Source organism: Nocardia sp. NPDC060255, from assembly GCF_042727395.1.
GTDB lineage: Bacteria > Actinomycetota > Actinomycetes > Mycobacteriales > Mycobacteriaceae > Nocardia.
Map to the genome: position 1 here is coordinate 269,867 of NZ_JBHXAU010000003.1, position 14,897 is coordinate 284,763.

Here is a 14,897-nt window from a genome sequence, read left to right on the forward strand (position 1 = left end):
TCCTTCTCGCCGCGCTGCGTCGTGTGCTGACATCATCGCGCATGGGTAGCGCCGGTAGCCACTCGGCTATCCGGACGCACGTCGTGGAACTCATCGAACAGCATCGGGTCGGCCTCGCCGGCGACCACGGCGTCGGCCTCATCGGCCACCGCGGCGACCGGCCGCAGGCCCGCCAGCTCCCGCACATTGCGCCAGGAACGCCGGTGCTCGTCGCTGGGACCGAGGCGGCGCAGGGCGGCGAGGTGGTCGGGCGTGTTGTAGCCCTTGTGGGTCGCGAAACCGTAGCCGGGGAACCGTTCGTCCAGCTCGACCATCATCCGGTCCCTGGTGACCTTCGCCAGGATGCTGGCGGCGGCGATGCAGGCCGCGGCCGCGTCACCGCCGATCACCGGCAGCGACGGCGCGGGGATGCCGGGCACCCGGAATCCGTCGGTCAGCACGTATCCCGGTGGGTGGCCGAGCCCGGCGACCGCGCGGCGCATGCCCTCGATATTGGCGACGTGGATGCCGATCGAGTCGATCTCCCAGGACGGGATGACCACCACGTTCCAGGCCAGGGACAACCGGATGATCACCGGGTACAGCTCTTCCCGGACGGCCTCGGTGAGCTTCTTCGAGTCGTCGAGCCCGGACAACTTGTCGTAGGCCTTGGGCGCGAGCAGGCAGGCCGCGACGACCAGCGGCCCCGCGCACGGTCCGCGACCCGCCTCGTCGACGCCGGCGACCGGGCCGAGCCCGCTGCGGATCAACGCGGCCTCGAGCGTGCGTAACCCACTCGCCTTCCGCATCACCACGCGCGGCGGCCACCCATTGCTCTGTACCACTCGGCTCTGCCCCACCGTCCAATTATGCTGCGGCCGCTGATGATCAGTTCGCTTGGGCGTTCTGTGAGCGCACCGGGCCGATCCGGCTGGGCGGCCAAATCTTGAAGACGGCCTTGCCGCGGACGTTGTCCACCGGCACGGTGCCCTGCAGTTCGTCGGTGATGTGGGCGCGCGAATCGGCGGACTCGTTGCGGTTGTCGCCCATCACCCACAGGTTCCCCTCGGGCACCTTGACCGGCTTGAACTCGCGTCCGCCGCTGGCACCGAACGGCTGACCCGGAACGTACGGGAGCAGGTAGCGCGCGTATGGCTCGTCCAACGGTTTGCCGTCGACGAGGACGCGGCCCTGCGCGTCGCAGCACTGCACCGTCTGGCCACCGACCGCGATCACCCGCTTCACCAGATCGTTCTCGTCCGGCGGCACCAGGCCGAAGAAGGAGAAGAAGTTCTGCACACCGCGCATGACGGCGTTGTCGGAGCGGATCGACTGGTAATGGGTGTTCCAGGACGACGGCCCGACGAACACCACCACGTCGCCCGGCTTGGGATCGCCCCAGTAGTAGCTCAGCTTCTGCACGTAGATGCGGTCGCCGGTGCACCCGGCGCAACCGTGCAGCGTGGTTTCCATCGACTGCGACGGAATCACGTACGGGCGTCCGACGAAACTGACCATCAGCGCGGCGATCACCGCCGCGATGACGACGAGGATCGGCAGCTCCTGCCAGAACGGCCGCTGCTTCTTCTCCCGCCGCCGCCTGCCGCGACGTGGACGCACCCCCTCGTCGTCCGAATCGGACACCGACACCGACCCACTTTCGTCTGCCACGCCGAACAGATTAGCCCGGCACCCTGTGAGTCGTCCGACGCCGGGCGATCGGCGTCACACTATTTCGATTGCGGGTCCTGCGAACGCACCGGCCCGATCCGGCTCGGCGGCCAGATCTTGAACACCGCTTTGCCCCGAACGTTGCTGACGGGGACGGTTCCGTGGAGCTCATCACGGGTGTGCGCGCGGGAATCGCGCGAGTTGTTGCGGTTGTCGCCCATCACCCACAGGTTGCCCTCGGGCACCTTGATGGGCGCGAACTCCCGCCCGCCGCCGGCGCCGAACGGCTGGCCGGGCGTGTACGGGATGGTGTACGTGGCGTAGGGCTCGTCAAGCGGCTTGCCGTCCACCAGGACGCGGCCCTGCGCATCACAGCACTGCACCGTCTGGCCACCGACCGCGATCACCCGCTTCACCAGATCGTTCTCATCCGGCGGCACCAGACCGAAGAAGGAAAAGAAGTTCTGGACGCCACGAACAACCGCGTTGCTCGAACGCGTCGACCGGTAGGTGTCATTCCACGATGACGACGGCCCGACGAACACCACGACGTCGCCCGGCTGCGGGTCGCCCCAGTAGTAGCTCAACTTCTCGACGTAGATGCGGTCCCCCGTGCAACCGGCGCAGCCGTGCAGCGTGGTTTCCATCGACTCGGACGGGATCACATACGGCCGCCCGACAAAGTTGACCAGCAACGCGGCGATCACCGCCGCGATCACGACGAGGACCGGCAGCTCCTGCCAGAACGGCCGCTGCTTCTTCCCGCGCCGCCCGCGCCGACGGCCTGCCCCTTGGTCACCCGGCTCCGCCGCGGACGCACTGTGCTCTGTCACACCGAAAACAGTAGCCCGGCACCGGAACTGAGTTCCGACGCCGGGCTACCAGACGCTCTATCGTGCGGAAAAGCTATATCAGCGCTTTTCCTTGATCTTGGCGGCCTTGCCGCGCAGATCGCGCAGGTAGTACAGCTTGGCGCGGCGGACGTCACCACGGGTGACGACCTCGATGTGGTCGATGTTCGGGGTGTGCACCGGGAAGGTGCGCTCCACGCCGACACCGAACGACACCTTGCGGACCGTGAAGGTCTCGCGGATGCCGCCGCCCTGGCGTCGGATGACGACGCCCTTGAAGACCTGGATGCGCTCCTTCGAGCCTTCGATGACCTTTACGTGCACATTGAGGGTGTCGCCCGGCCGGAAGTCGGGGACGTCGCTGCGCAGCGACTTCTCGTCGACGAAGTCAAGGGTGTTCATTTCCATCCTTATGGGTTCGCGCGAACAGAGGACCCTGGCGGCACGGGACGTGCTCGACCGGTTCATGCTCCGATTAAGGGGGTGCGCCGGGCAGAGACTCTCCCAGGGCAACCTGAGTATTGTGCCAGATCAGCGGCTCGCGGGAAAAATCGGCCCCTGGATCAGGCCGGCTTGTCCGGTACCGCGAACAGTCGAACGCTCATCGGCTCGGCATCCGCCGGCGCGTCTTCGCGACTGAAACTATACCGCGCGAGCAACGCCTTGTACTCCTCGACGAACTCTCTCACCTGGGCCTTCACCATGTAGGTTCCGGTTCGCTGCACCTGCGCCCAGCCGTCGGGGCCCGTCCATTCGCGTACCGCCCGCAGGTAGAGGTCGATATCGTGGCCCGCCTTCAACCTGCCGAGATGCTCGGCCGCCGCGTACTCGGCCGGTTCCATGGTCGCCGGGTCGGGGATGGTGTGCTCGAACGGCAGCGACTTCCACCAGCGCTCCCGGCCCGCCGATTTCTCCGCGATCTCGGTGATGAGGCCGAGTTCGGCGAGTTTGCGCAGGTGGTAGCTGGTGCTGCCGGTGCTCTCGCCGAGCACCTCGGCCAGCGTCGCCGAATTGGCTTCGCCGTGTTTGCCCAGGTACTGCAGGATTCGGCCACGCAAGGGATGAGCCAGCGTGCGATAGAGCGCAGTGCGCTCGGCGCTGGTCATGTCGTCAGGTTTACGCGGTGCCATACGCGGAAGGATAGCAAAGAGTTCTTTGCAAATAAATGTTTGCAAAGAAATCTTTGCGGACGTAGCGTAGCCGTCATGCGAAGAACAGCACTTCTCCCCTCCCGAACCCGTTACGCCCGAGACAGGGCCCGCTGGTTCATCGCCGCCAGCGCGCTCGCGCTCATCCCATTTGCCGCGGTCCTCTGGAATACGCTGCCGGGCACCGTGCAAGTGCGGAACTGGTCGGCGGCGTGGGTCGGATTGGACCTGTTTCTGGCCGCGGGATGCGCGCTGACCACAGGATTGTTGCGCTGCAATGACTCCCGAGCACGGCTGGTGGCGTCGGCGGTCGGCGGTATCGCGGTGATCGACCTGTGGTTCGACGTGGTCACCGCCGACCCGGGAGCCCCCTTGGCGCAGTCACTGCTCTGCGCGGTAGCCGAGACCGCACTGATTGCCGCGTGCATGCACGTTGCGCTGACGCCGGACGACACGGCCACACCGCCACGCATGCGGCGAATCTCCTTCTAGCCCTCCATATTTCGAGCGCAGCGGTGCAGCGCCGCGGCCAGTCTCGCGTTTTCCGCACCGTTGAAAGCGAAAGCGGCGCGACGGCGGGTGTATCCGTAGGCCAGGCCGCTGTGCGGGTCGGCGAATCCGTCGGAACCGGCGGCGCCGGTGTGACCGAAGGCGTTCGCGCCGAGGAACGGGTAGTGCAGGCCCTTGGCCTCGAACCCGATCAGATAGGGCGAGTTGTCGCCACGGACCAGGTCGTGGCCTGCGGTCTGAACGGTAGTGAACACGGCGAGCGTGTCGGGCTTCAACAGCGCTGACCGGCCGTTGATTCCGGAGATCGCTGCCGCGTACATGGTCGCCAAGCCACGCGCACTGCCCACACCACCCATCGAGGCGGGACCGTTGGCCCGCAACTCGGAATCATTGGGCAGGGTGAGCACATCGTTCGGGCTGAATCCGGTGGCGTTCAGATTGTAGGAGATGCCCGGAATGCTCTGCGGGCTCGGCGAATTCGCCTCGAATGCCGCCTGCATCTCCGGAGTTGCCGACCACGGCAGGATCGGCAGATACCGATCCTCCAGTGCCGCAGGCAATCCGAGATGAAGGTCCACTCCATAGGGGGCTCTGACGCGTTCCTCGAACAACTCCTGGATCGAGCTGCCCAGCAAGCGGCGGAGCACCGCGTCGAGGATGGCGAAGGTGACGAAGCCGCCATAGCCCTGCACCGCGCCGGGCCGGAAGAACGGGCGTTGATCGGCGAGGCGTCGCGCGATGAGCTGGTCGTCGGCGAGTTCGGCGCGGGTGAAACCGCCGTCGACCCCGATCACGCCGGATTCGTGGGTGAGTACCTGTCGCACGGTGATGGCGGCCTTGCCTGCGGCGGCGAATTCCGGCCAGTACGCGGCGACGGGACGATCCACATCGAGCATTCCGTCCTGCACCAGCAGAGCGACGACCAGCGTCGCGGCCCCCTTCGTCGAGGACAGCAAGCCGGTCAGCGTATCGCCGGTCACCTGCGCACCGGCCCACAGGTCGGCCACCGGCCTGCCATGCACGAAAGCGGCCAGCTGAGAACCGGATTCGCCGTTCTCCTCGGCGACTACCTCGGCGAATTCGTCACGGACAGACTCGAATCCCGGTGCGACAGTGCCATATACGTCGTTCACAGTTGTGCTCCTTTCCGCGCTGTCAGGCGGCCGTCGAACGACGCAGCAGCGACAGCGGATTGCGCTGACCAACGGGCGGGCGCAGCCCCCAGGACGCCAGGCTGAGACCGGCGAACACCAACGGCCCGATCCACGCCTTCGGCTCGTCACCGGCCGCGACGTGTGACACCGCCGCGCCGCCGTAGACGAAAGTCAATCCGGCATAAGCCCATTCCTCTGCGCGCGGGTGACCGGGCAGCACAATTGCGGCCACCGCCGCCGCCTTGGCGACGCCGAGCATCGTCGCGAAGTACATCGGGTATTCGAGTCGATCGAAAACCTCACGGACGTAATCGATCCGGGCAATGTCCCAGTAGGAGCCGACGACCGATTCGGTGAGCACGACACCGGTCGCACCCAGGTAGGCGACACGCAGTGCAAGGTCTTTGGTGTTCATGATTCGTTCCTTCCGTCAGCGTTGCTATCTGTCTGACGGAAGGCGAGGCGCGAAGGTAACAGCCCGCCCCGGTGGAGCTCAGTCTCGATCAGAGCCGTGGGCTATGGGTTCGGGCTCTTCGTCGGAGGAGAAGAGGGAGAGGTGGTGGCGGTGGGGAGCCGGTGGGGCCGGGACCACGGTACGAGTCAGCTCGGCCTCGGCGGCGGTGCGGACGTGTTCGACGTCCGGTTTACCGGCGACCAGGTCTTGGACGAAGATCTTGGCGCGGATCACCGGGCGGCGGTAGCGGCGTTCGCGGACGATGGCGCGATACATGAGGCGGCGGCGGTCGGCATAGCGCCAGCGGGCCCATGGCGCGCCCGGTCGGCTCAGCCGGAGCGCGCCGACTACGAGTAGCGGCAGGAAGAACATGCCGAACAGGCCGGTCCAGATCTTGCCCTTGGCGATGACGATCGCGGCGAGCGCGAGGTTCACCACCGCGAAGAAGACGACGAACACCCGGACTTCGATGCTCGGGTCACTGCGGAAGTCGTTGATGTCGAGCAACCACAGCGGATGAAAACCCAGCAGCAGCAAGCCGGTGACCGCGAGCGCGACGAACACCGCGTCCACCGAGGTCCGCCCCTGCTCCTCCCAGTACACGTCGCGCAGGTAGAAGATCAGCGCGAATTCGTCGAGGGTCAGCGCGGCACCGACCCCGAAGAACGCGGCGAGCACGGCGGCCGTGGTGACACTGGCGGTCTGATACAGGGTGACCATGCCGACGCCGGACGCCAGCACCAGAATCACCCCGAACACCATGTGGTGGATGTGCACCCCGCCGGAGCGCAGGTTGCCCGGCCACCAGCGCACCTTTTTCCGGATCAGCCGGACGCTGAGCCGGATCAACAGGAAGCCGACGATGAACCCTAGAAGGAAGCACAGCAGCGGAAGCCTGCCCTGCGCGATCACATCCTCACTGAGCCATCGTCGCATGGCCGCCTGAAACCTCCGTCCGACCTACTGCCCGAAACCTGCCCGGCGCAACGCATCCGCCATCGAACCGGTCGGCGCGGGCGCGTTGCGGCGCTGGTTGCCGCCGCCGCGTGCCTGGCCCTGGCCCTTTTGCCCTTGGTTGCGGCCCTGCTGGGTCTTGCCCTGTCCATTCTGCCGCTCGGGCGCGCCGCCCTTGCGGTCACCTTGGCCACGCTGCCGGTTCTCGCCCCGCTCCCCCTTCGCGGTGGCGCCCGGCTCGTCGTCCAGCCGCAGCGACAGCCCGATGCGCTGACGAGCCACATCGACCTCGAGCACCTTCACCTTGACCACGTCGCCGGTGTTCACCACCTCGCGCGGATCCTTGATGAAGTTGTGCGACATGGCCGAAACGTGCACGAGTCCGTCCTGGTGCACGCCGATGTCGACGAAAGCACCGAAGGCCGCGACGTTCGTGACGACGCCTTCCAGCACCATGCCCGGCTCGAGGTCGGCCACCTTCTCCACGCCCGCGGCGAATTCCGCGGTCTTGAATTCCGGTCGCGGGTCGCGGCCCGGCTTCTCCAGCTCGGTGATGATGTCGGTCACCGTCGGCACACCGAAGCGTTCGTCGGTGAAGTCGTCGGCGCGCAGCGAGCGCAGCACGGTGGTGTTGCCGATGACCTCGGTGATGTCGCGTCCGGTCGTCTCCATGATCCGGCGGACCACCGGATAGGCCTCGGGGTGCACCGACGACGTGTCCAGCGGGTCGTCGCCGCCGCGGATCCGCAGGAAGCCCGCGCACTGCTCGAACGCCTTCGGGCCGAGCCGCGGCACCTCCAGCAGCGCGGTCCGGCTGCGGAACGGGCCGTGCTGATCCCGGTGCGCGACAATGCTTTCCGCGACCGACCCGGCGATGCCGGAGACCCGCGACAGCAGCGGCACCGAGGCCGTGTTGACGTCGACGCCGACCGCGTTCACCGCGTCCTCGACCACCGCGCCCAGCGAACGCGCGAGCAGCGTCTCGGACACGTCGTGCTGGTACTGGCCGACGCCGATCGACTTCGGGTCGATCTTCACCAGCTCGGCGAGCGGGTCCTGCAGGCGCCGCGCGATGGACACCGCGCCGCGCAGCGATACGTCCATGTCCGGCAGTTCCTGCGTGGCGTACGCCGAGGCGGAGTACACCGAGGCGCCCGCCTCGGACACCACGATCTTGGTCGGCTTGTTCTCCGGAATGCGCGAGATCAGTTCGGTGGCAAGGGCATCGGTCTCCCGCGAGGCGGTGCCGTTGCCGATGGCGATGAGCTCGACCCCGAATCGGGCGACCAGCGCGCCGAGCACGGCGAGGGACTTCTCGGTCTGTCCCTGCGGCTTGTGCGGGTAGATCACCTCGGTGGCGACCGCCTTGCCGGTGGCGTCGACGACGGCCACCTTCACGCCGGTCCGGTAGCCCGGGTCGAGGCCCATGGTGGTGCGGGTGCCCGCGGGCGCGGCGAGCAGCAGGTCGCGCAGGTTCGCCGCGAACACGTCGACGGCGTCCTTCTCGGCCGCCTGCCGCAGCCGCATCCTGGTGTCGATGCCAAGGCTCACTTGCAGTTTGGTCCGCCACGCCCAGCGCACGGTGTCCAGCAGCCAGGTGTCGGCGGCGCGGCCCTTCTCGGCGATGTTGAACTTGATCGCGATCCGGCCCTCGTAGATGGACCGCTCGCCCGGCTCGAGTTCTTCGGTGTCCGGCTCGAGGTGCAGCGAGAGGACGTCTTCCTTCTCGCCGCGCAGCAGCGCGAGGATCCGGTGCGAGGGCAGCTTGGTGAACGGCTCGTCGAACTCGAAGTAGTCGGCGAACTTGGCGCCCGCCTCCTCCTTGCCCGGGCGCACGGTCGACTTGACCTGACCGCGGTTCCACATCAGCTCGCGCAGCTCACCGACCAGGTCGGCGTCCTCGGCGAAACGCTCGACCAGGATCGACCGCGCACCGTCGAGCTGCTCGGCGTTGTACTGCGCGGGATCGGTGGTCGGGTCGTTGATGAGCGCGTCGGCGACCGGTTCGTGGCCGGCTTCGCGCGCGATCTGCGCCTTGGTGCGCCGCTTCGGCTTGTACGGCAGGTAAATGTCCTCGAGCCGGGCCTTGGTCTCGGCGAGCATGATCTGCTGGTGCAGCGCGTCGTCGAGTTTGCCCTGGCCGCGGATGGATTCGAGGATGGCGCCGCGGCGCTCGTCGAGTTCGCGAATGTAGTGCAGCCGCTCGTCCAGTAGGCGCAGCTGCGCGTCGTCGAGACCGCCGGTGACCTCCTTGCGGTATCGCGCGATGAACGGCACGGTCGAGCCGCCATCGATCAGCTCGACGGTGGCACGCACCTGGCTCTCCCGCACCGCGAGCTCGTCGGCGATGCGACGGTTCACGCTGGCCTGGCTCATGACACCGGCGGACGTCGCGGGTGGAAGCACGGCGGGGTCGGACTCTGCACTGGCGGTCTCGGGCGCTGTCGTCACGTCCGGAGACACTACCGGGACCGCCTGACATGAGGCTCACACCCGGCGGAACCGGGTCGCGCGTGCCGCATCAGCGCTGGTCCGGCGGCAGGCCGCACCGAACCAGGCCGAGCGTGCTCGGCCTGGTTCGGAAACTCCAACGCATCCGTATTGCCTACGGCAGGACCAATTCCGGGCTGTAGATGGGACTGAACGTCTGACCGTTCTTGGTGACGGCGGTGAAGCTGACGTACCGATGCCCCGGCTTGGCGAATACCGCGTCCACCGTCAGTGGCGGCGAAGGGTACCTGCCGTTCAGGCAAGGGAACGGACCGCTGGTTGCGATTTGTTCATTGGTGCCGCCGCCCGCATATGCGTCTTTATCCACGACGGTAACGACCATGGTGCAATTCTTGTCGTTGATGGAATCATTTTTGATATTGAGTCCACCGAATGCGCGCGGCACACCGTTCTCTGCATAAATGCACGATTCCACTTCCGCGGAACCATCACTGGTCAGAAAAAGGCCCGAGCAGCTGTACGGGCTACCCGGCTGAGCGACTGCGGCCGGTGCCAAGACGAGAAGTGGTGCGGCGCTGGCGATGACACAGGACACGACACGAGAAAACGAACCGATTGACATGTAAGCCCTTTCGCGACCAGATAAATCAGATCCCCGACGAACGAACTTGTCTCACCCTATGTGTTACCTCGTGGAGCCACATGACCGCAGTAATCGGGGCACCCGATATCAGGTCTCGTCGAACAGCCCCAGCAGTGCTCGGGACAGCTCGCGCATTTCGGCCTTGCGGATCTTGCCGGTGACAGTCATCGGAAACTCGTCCACCACGTGCACATAACGCGGAATCTTGAAGTGCGCCAGCTTGCCCGCGCAGAACTCGCGGACCGCGGTGGCGTCCAACGGCGTTGCGCCCTCGCGCATCCGGACCCAGGCCATCAGTTCCTCGCCGTATTTCGGGTCGGGCACGCCGATCACCTGGGCGTCCAAGATGTCGGGGTGGGTGTAGAGGAATTCCTCGATCTCGCGCGGGTAGACGTTCTCGCCGCCGCGAATGACCATGTCCTTGATCCGGCCGGTGATCGCCAGATAGCCGTCGTCGTCCATCACGCCGATGTCGCCGGTGTGCATCCACTGGGCCGTGTCGATGGCCTCGGCGGTCCTGGCCTCGTCGTTCCAGTAGCCGAGCATCACCGAGTAGCCGCGGGTGCAGAGTTCGCCCGGCTCGCCGCGCGGCACCGTGAGACCCGTTGCGGGGTCGACGATTTTGACCTCGAGGTGCGGGCCGACCCGGCCGACGGTGGCGGTGCGCCGGTCGATGCCGTCGTCGCGGCGGGTCTGGGTGGAGACCGGCGAGGTTTCGGTCATGCCGTAACAGATGCACACCTCGTCCATGCCGAGCCGGTCGATCACCCGCTTCATCACCTCGACGGGACACGGCGAGCCCGCCATGATGCCGGTGCGCAGGCTGGACAGATCCGGTGTGACGGAATCCAATTCGGTGAGCAGCGCGATGAACATGGTCGGCACGCCGTAGAGCGAGGTGCAGCGTTCGGACTCGACGGCGGCCAGTGTCGCCTTCGGATCGAACGCCGGGGCCGGAATCACCACTGTCGCACCGTGACTCGTGCTGGCGAGGTTGCCCATCACCATGCCGAAGCAGTGGTAGAACGGCACCGGCACGCAGATCCGGTCCACTTCGGTATAGCCGCACAGCTCGCCGACGAAGAAGCCGTTGTTCAGGATGTTGTGGTGGCTCAGCGTGGCGCCCTTAGGGAAACCCGTTGTGCCCGAGGTGTATTGGATGTTAATCGGGTCATCGATGGACAGTTCGGCAGCGACGCCGGCCAAGCGGTCCGCATCGATCACCGTCTGCGCCAGGGCATCCCACTCCGGTGTGCCGAGCACCAGCACCTGCTCCAGCTTGGGACAGTTCGGGCGGACCTCGTCGATCATCGCGACATAGTTCGACGTCTTGAACTCCGGCGCCGCGACCAGCACCCGCACACCCGCCTGGCGCAGCACATATTCCAGTTCGTTGGTGCGGTAGGCGGGGTTGATGTTGACCAGGATCGCGCCGATCTTCGCGGTCGCGTACTGGACGAAGAACCACTCCGCGCAGTTCGGCGCCCAGATGCCGACCCGGTCGCCCTTCCCGATGCCGCGTGCGGCGAGTCCGGTGGCGAGCGCGTCTATCGCGGCACCGAGCCCGCGGTAGGTCCAGCGACGGTCGGACGGCTTGTCCACCAACGCTTCCCGGTCGGGGAAGGCGGCAACGGCGCGGTCGAGATTGCCGCCGATGGTGTCACCTAGTAGCGGCGTATCCGAAGCGCCGGACGCATAGCTCGGGTTCGGCATCACTTGTTTCCCCTCTGCCGCAGCACGAATCGCTGCACCTTGCCACTCGGTGTCTTCGGCAATTCGGTCACGAAGTGCACCGTGCGCGGGTAGGCGTGCGCGGCGAATTTCTTCTTCACCAGATCCTGCAATTCGGCCTCGAGCGCGGTGCCGATCACGGAATGGTCGCGCAACACCACGAAGGCCTCCAGCACCTCGCCGCGCAGTTCGTCCGGCATGCCGACGACGGCCGCCTCAGCGACCTTGTCGTGCAGCACGAGCACGCTTTCCACCTCGAACGGGCCGATCCGGTAGCCGGACATGATGATCACGTCGTCGTCGCGGGCGGAGAAGCGGAAGAAGCCGTTCTCGTCCTGCGAGCCAGCGTCGCCGGTCAGGTACCAGCGACCGTCCGGGGTGTAGCGCTGGGCGGTGCGTTCCGGGGCGTCGAGGTAGCCGAGGAACCACAGCAGCGGACTGTTATCGGTGTCGATGGCGACGCGGCCGAGCTCACCGGTCGGCGCGATGGTGTCGGTGTTGTCGGACAGCACCGCACACGTCCAGCCGGGCAGCGATCGGCCCATCGAGCCCGCGGGGACGTCGGCGTCGAGCGCGTCGTGCCAGGAATTGCAGATGAGCATGCCGTGCTCGGTCTGCCCGTAATGGTCGCGCACGGCGACACCCAGATGCTCCCGCGACCAGGCGACGACCTCGGGGGTCAGCGGCTCCCCCGCCGACGAGGCGCGGCGCAGCGTGGCATGCAGCGGCCCGGCGGCCGAGTCGGCGCGGAGTGCGCGGTACACCGTCGGGGCGGCGGTGAAGTTGGTGACGCCGAAACGTTCCAGCACCTGCCAGGTGAGCGTCGGCGAGAACGGGGCGTGCAACAGAATGCTGCGGACGCCGCTGGCCAGCGGGGCCATGATCGCCCAGTACAGGCCGTACGCCCAGCCGGGATCGGCCGCGTTCCAGAAGACATCGTCCGCGCGAACGTCCAGCGCGAACTCCTGATACGCCTGGAACGACGCCAGCGCGCGCAACGGAATCGGCACGCCCTTCGGGGTGCCGGTGGTGCCGCTGGTGAACAGCTCGACCAGCAGTCCGTCGCCGCCGACCGCCGCCGCCGGTTGGTGGGGCGCGTCGTCGGCCTGCGGATCCACCATGCCCAGCGTGCCCTCGGGTGCGTCGCCACTGACGATGACCTGCCACGTCGCGGCAGCGGGCATGTCGGGGCCGGGGGCCAGCTTGACCGCCTGGTCGGCATCGGCGATGACGATCGAGGTGCCGCTCGCTTCCAGCCGGAACGCGATGGCGGGCGGCGCGAACGCGGTGAACAGCGGAACATGCACCGCCCCGAGACGCCAGATCCCGAGCAAAGCCACCACCAGGTCGGTCGACTTCGCCATCAACGTGGCGACGCGGTCACCCCGCTTGATCCCGAGTTCCGCCAATCCCGCGGCGAAGCGAGTCGAACGCGCCCGCAGCTCGCCGTAGGTGAGGTCGATCGACGACAGATCGCGCTCCACGATCGTGAAAGCGATGCCGTCCGCCGGATGCCGATCGCACAGCAGATCCGCCGCGGACGCCTCGGGCCGGTCATACATGTCCAGCAGTTCGCGCACCCGGGGCTTCAGGTCGGTACCCATCTTCGCCACTCCTCATCGTGATCCAGCTCACCCAATAGGATGTGGGTCACACCGATTCCGCTACTACCCCCGAAAAGGGGTGAGTGACATGACCGAGCGCAGCGAGGGAGTCATGACATACACCGCCCTGCTGCGGCCGCGCGACGCGGACGCGTTGCGTGCCGAGATCCGCTGGGTAGCGGGCACGGCCGGGGTGCCGGTGGCGTTCGGCGGCGAAGTGCACGACGACGCGCTGCTGCTGTCGGAGTTCGTCGGCACGCTGACCAACGGGCTGCGCGGGCTTTCCGTGCTCCGCACCTCGGGCCTCGGCGGCCGGGTGATGGATTCCGGGCGGCCCGCTTCGGTCGCCGACTACGTCAACACCTCCAGCATCACCCACCACTACGATGGCCCGGTCTCCGGCGAGGGTCTCCGCTCGATCGTCGCGGTGCCGGTGGTCGTCGACAAACGCTCGCGGGCCGTCCTCTACGCCGCCACCCGCAGCGCGAGTCCGCTCGGCGACCGCACCGCAGACCTCGTGGTGCAGGCCGGTCGCCGCCTGGCTTCCGAGATCACCATCCGCGACGAGGTCGACCGCCGCCTGCGGCTGCTCGAAACGACCATCCCCACCGCCGACACCGCCCCCGCCGTCTCCGAGGAACTGCGCGACATCCACGCCGAACTCCGCGGCATGGCGCGCACAGCCGGCGACGACCAACTGCGCGGTCGCCTGCACACTGTCTGCGAACGTCTCACCCGAGTCATGGTCGGCGACCCGCTCCCCGACGCTCCGCACCTCTCCCGCCGCGAACTGGACGTCCTCTCCCAGATCGCCCTCGGCTGCACCAATCACGAAGCCGCCCAACGCCTCTCACTGGCCCCGGAAACCGTCAAAAGCTACCTCCGCAACGCCATGACCAAACTCGACGCCCACTCCCGCCACGAAGCCGTCGTCACCGCCCGCCGCCACGGCCTCCTCCCCTAACGAAATGCCGCACGCCTCTTGATTTCCCGCACCGACAATTGCATGCGATTCCAGGTGCGGGAAATCAAGAGGCGTGCGTGTGCTTGGCAGTTAGTCCGCGTCGGGGAGGAGGTCGGGGCGGCGGGCTCGGGTGCGGTCCAGGGATTGTTGGTGGCGCCAGGTGGCTACCTTGGCGTGGTCGCCGGAGAGGAGGACGGGGGGGACCTCGAGGTTGCGCCAGGTGACGGGGCGGGTGTAGCTGGGGCCTTCGAGGAGGCCGTCGGAGAACGAATCCTCTTGGTGGGATTGTTGATTGCCGAGGACGCCGGGGAGGAGGCGGACTACGGCTTCGGTCATGACCAGGACGGCTGCCTCGCCGCCGATCAGGACGTAGTCGCCGATGCTGACCTCTTCGACGCGGACCCGGCGGGCGGCATCGTCGAAGACGCGTTGATCGATGCCCTCGTAGCGGCCGCACGCGAAGACGAGGTGATCCTCGGTGGCCCAGCGGTGCGCGGTCTGCTGGGTGAACGGGACGCCGGCGGGCGTGGGGACGACGAGCAGTGCGTCGTCGGGGCAGACCTCGTCGAGCGCGTCGCCCCAGACGGTGGGTTTCATGACCATGCCCGGTCCCCCGCCGTAGGGCGAGTCATCGACGGACTTGTGCACGTCATGGGTCCAGCCACGCAGGTCGTGCACGTCGAGGGAGATCAGGCCCTTGTCGATTGCCTTGCCGAGCAACGCCGTTCGCAGCGGTTCCAGGTATTCCGGAAAGATCGTGACTACGTCGAGCTTCATGGGATC

15 protein-coding genes are annotated in these 14,897 nt (G+C 67.1%); 2 read left to right on the top strand and 13 right to left on the bottom strand.

Annotated elements, in window-relative coordinates; translation table 11 throughout:
* Nucleotides 1-32: 32 nt before the first annotated feature.
* From ACFWF1_RS09550 to ACFWF1_RS09570, 5 genes are all read right to left on the bottom strand, one after another.
* Nucleotides 33-788 (bottom strand): ribonuclease HII, encoded by a 756-nt coding sequence (locus ACFWF1_RS09550; protein ID WP_379284872.1) that lies wholly within the window; start codon nucleotides 786-788, stop codon nucleotides 33-35.
* 79 nt (nucleotides 789-867) lie between these two features.
* On the bottom strand, nucleotides 868-1,629 hold the full coding sequence (gene lepB / locus ACFWF1_RS09555) for a signal peptidase I (RefSeq protein ID WP_379284873.1): 762 nt from the start codon (nucleotides 1,627-1,629) through the stop codon (nucleotides 868-870).
* Nucleotides 1,630-1,709: 80 nt separating this feature from the next.
* Nucleotides 1,710-2,483 (bottom strand): signal peptidase I, encoded by a 774-nt coding sequence (lepB, locus tag ACFWF1_RS09560; protein ID WP_379284727.1) that lies wholly within the window; start codon nucleotides 2,481-2,483, stop codon nucleotides 1,710-1,712.
* 78 nt (nucleotides 2,484-2,561) lie between these two features.
* The gene (gene rplS, locus ACFWF1_RS09565) at nucleotides 2,562-2,903 is read right to left on the bottom strand and encodes a 50S ribosomal protein L19 (protein WP_029893064.1); all 342 of its coding nucleotides are present in this window, start codon (nucleotides 2,901-2,903) and stop codon (nucleotides 2,562-2,564) included.
* Nucleotides 2,904-3,064: 161 nt separating this feature from the next.
* Nucleotides 3,065-3,631 carry a helix-turn-helix domain-containing protein gene (locus ACFWF1_RS09570; RefSeq protein WP_379284728.1) on the bottom strand — a complete coding sequence of 189 codons (567 nt, stop codon included), beginning with the start codon at nucleotides 3,629-3,631 and terminating at the stop codon, nucleotides 3,065-3,067.
* A gap of 75 nt (nucleotides 3,632-3,706) precedes the next feature.
* Between ACFWF1_RS09570 and ACFWF1_RS09575 the strand changes: the two genes are divergently transcribed.
* On the top strand, nucleotides 3,707-4,141 hold the full coding sequence (locus tag ACFWF1_RS09575) for a hypothetical protein (RefSeq protein ID WP_379284729.1): 435 nt from the start codon (nucleotides 3,707-3,709) through the stop codon (nucleotides 4,139-4,141).
* On the opposite strand, the gene ACFWF1_RS09580 is transcribed toward ACFWF1_RS09575, so the two are convergent.
* The 7 genes from ACFWF1_RS09580 to ACFWF1_RS09610 form a co-directional block, all read right to left on the bottom strand.
* Nucleotides 4,138-5,292, bottom strand: a complete 1,155-nt coding sequence (locus tag ACFWF1_RS09580) for a serine hydrolase domain-containing protein (protein ID WP_379284730.1) — start codon at nucleotides 5,290-5,292, stop codon at nucleotides 4,138-4,140. The two genes, ACFWF1_RS09575 and ACFWF1_RS09580, sit on opposite strands and share 4 nt — an antisense overlap.
* Nucleotides 5,293-5,314: 22 nt before the next feature.
* Complete coding sequence (locus ACFWF1_RS09585) at nucleotides 5,315-5,728, bottom strand: DoxX family protein (protein WP_379284731.1); 414 nt, start codon at nucleotides 5,726-5,728, stop codon at nucleotides 5,315-5,317.
* 78 nt (nucleotides 5,729-5,806) lie between these two features.
* Nucleotides 5,807-6,703: a hypothetical protein gene (locus tag ACFWF1_RS09590; RefSeq protein WP_379284732.1), complete on the bottom strand. Its 897-nt coding sequence runs from the start codon at nucleotides 6,701-6,703 to the stop codon at nucleotides 5,807-5,809.
* A gap of 24 nt (nucleotides 6,704-6,727) precedes the next feature.
* Nucleotides 6,728-9,097, bottom strand: a complete 2,370-nt coding sequence (locus tag ACFWF1_RS09595) for a Tex family protein (RefSeq protein ID WP_379284874.1) — start codon at nucleotides 9,095-9,097, stop codon at nucleotides 6,728-6,730.
* 229 nt (nucleotides 9,098-9,326) lie between these two features.
* The gene (locus tag ACFWF1_RS09600) at nucleotides 9,327-9,794 is read right to left on the bottom strand and encodes a hypothetical protein (RefSeq protein WP_379284733.1); all 468 of its coding nucleotides are present in this window, start codon (nucleotides 9,792-9,794) and stop codon (nucleotides 9,327-9,329) included.
* A 108-nt stretch (nucleotides 9,795-9,902) separates the two neighbouring features.
* The gene (locus ACFWF1_RS09605; protein ID WP_379284734.1) at nucleotides 9,903-11,528 is read right to left on the bottom strand and encodes an AMP-binding protein; all 1,626 of its coding nucleotides are present in this window, start codon (nucleotides 11,526-11,528) and stop codon (nucleotides 9,903-9,905) included.
* A complete protein-coding gene (locus ACFWF1_RS09610) occupies nucleotides 11,528-13,150 on the bottom strand; it encodes an AMP-binding protein (protein ID WP_379284735.1) in 1,623 nt (540 codons plus the stop codon). The genes ACFWF1_RS09605 and ACFWF1_RS09610 overlap by 1 nt, the downstream gene beginning before the upstream one ends.
* A gap of 112 nt (nucleotides 13,151-13,262) precedes the next feature.
* Here ACFWF1_RS09610 and ACFWF1_RS09615 point away from each other — a divergent pair, with 112 nt between their 5' ends.
* Complete coding sequence (locus ACFWF1_RS09615) at nucleotides 13,263-14,114, top strand: LuxR C-terminal-related transcriptional regulator (protein ID WP_379284875.1); 852 nt, start codon at nucleotides 13,263-13,265, stop codon at nucleotides 14,112-14,114.
* A 90-nt stretch (nucleotides 14,115-14,204) separates the two neighbouring features.
* On the opposite strand, the gene trmD is transcribed toward ACFWF1_RS09615, so the two are convergent.
* Nucleotides 14,205-14,891 (bottom strand): tRNA (guanosine(37)-N1)-methyltransferase TrmD, encoded by a 687-nt coding sequence (gene trmD, locus ACFWF1_RS09620; protein ID WP_379284736.1) that lies wholly within the window; start codon nucleotides 14,889-14,891, stop codon nucleotides 14,205-14,207.
* Nucleotides 14,892-14,897 lie beyond the last annotated feature (6 nt).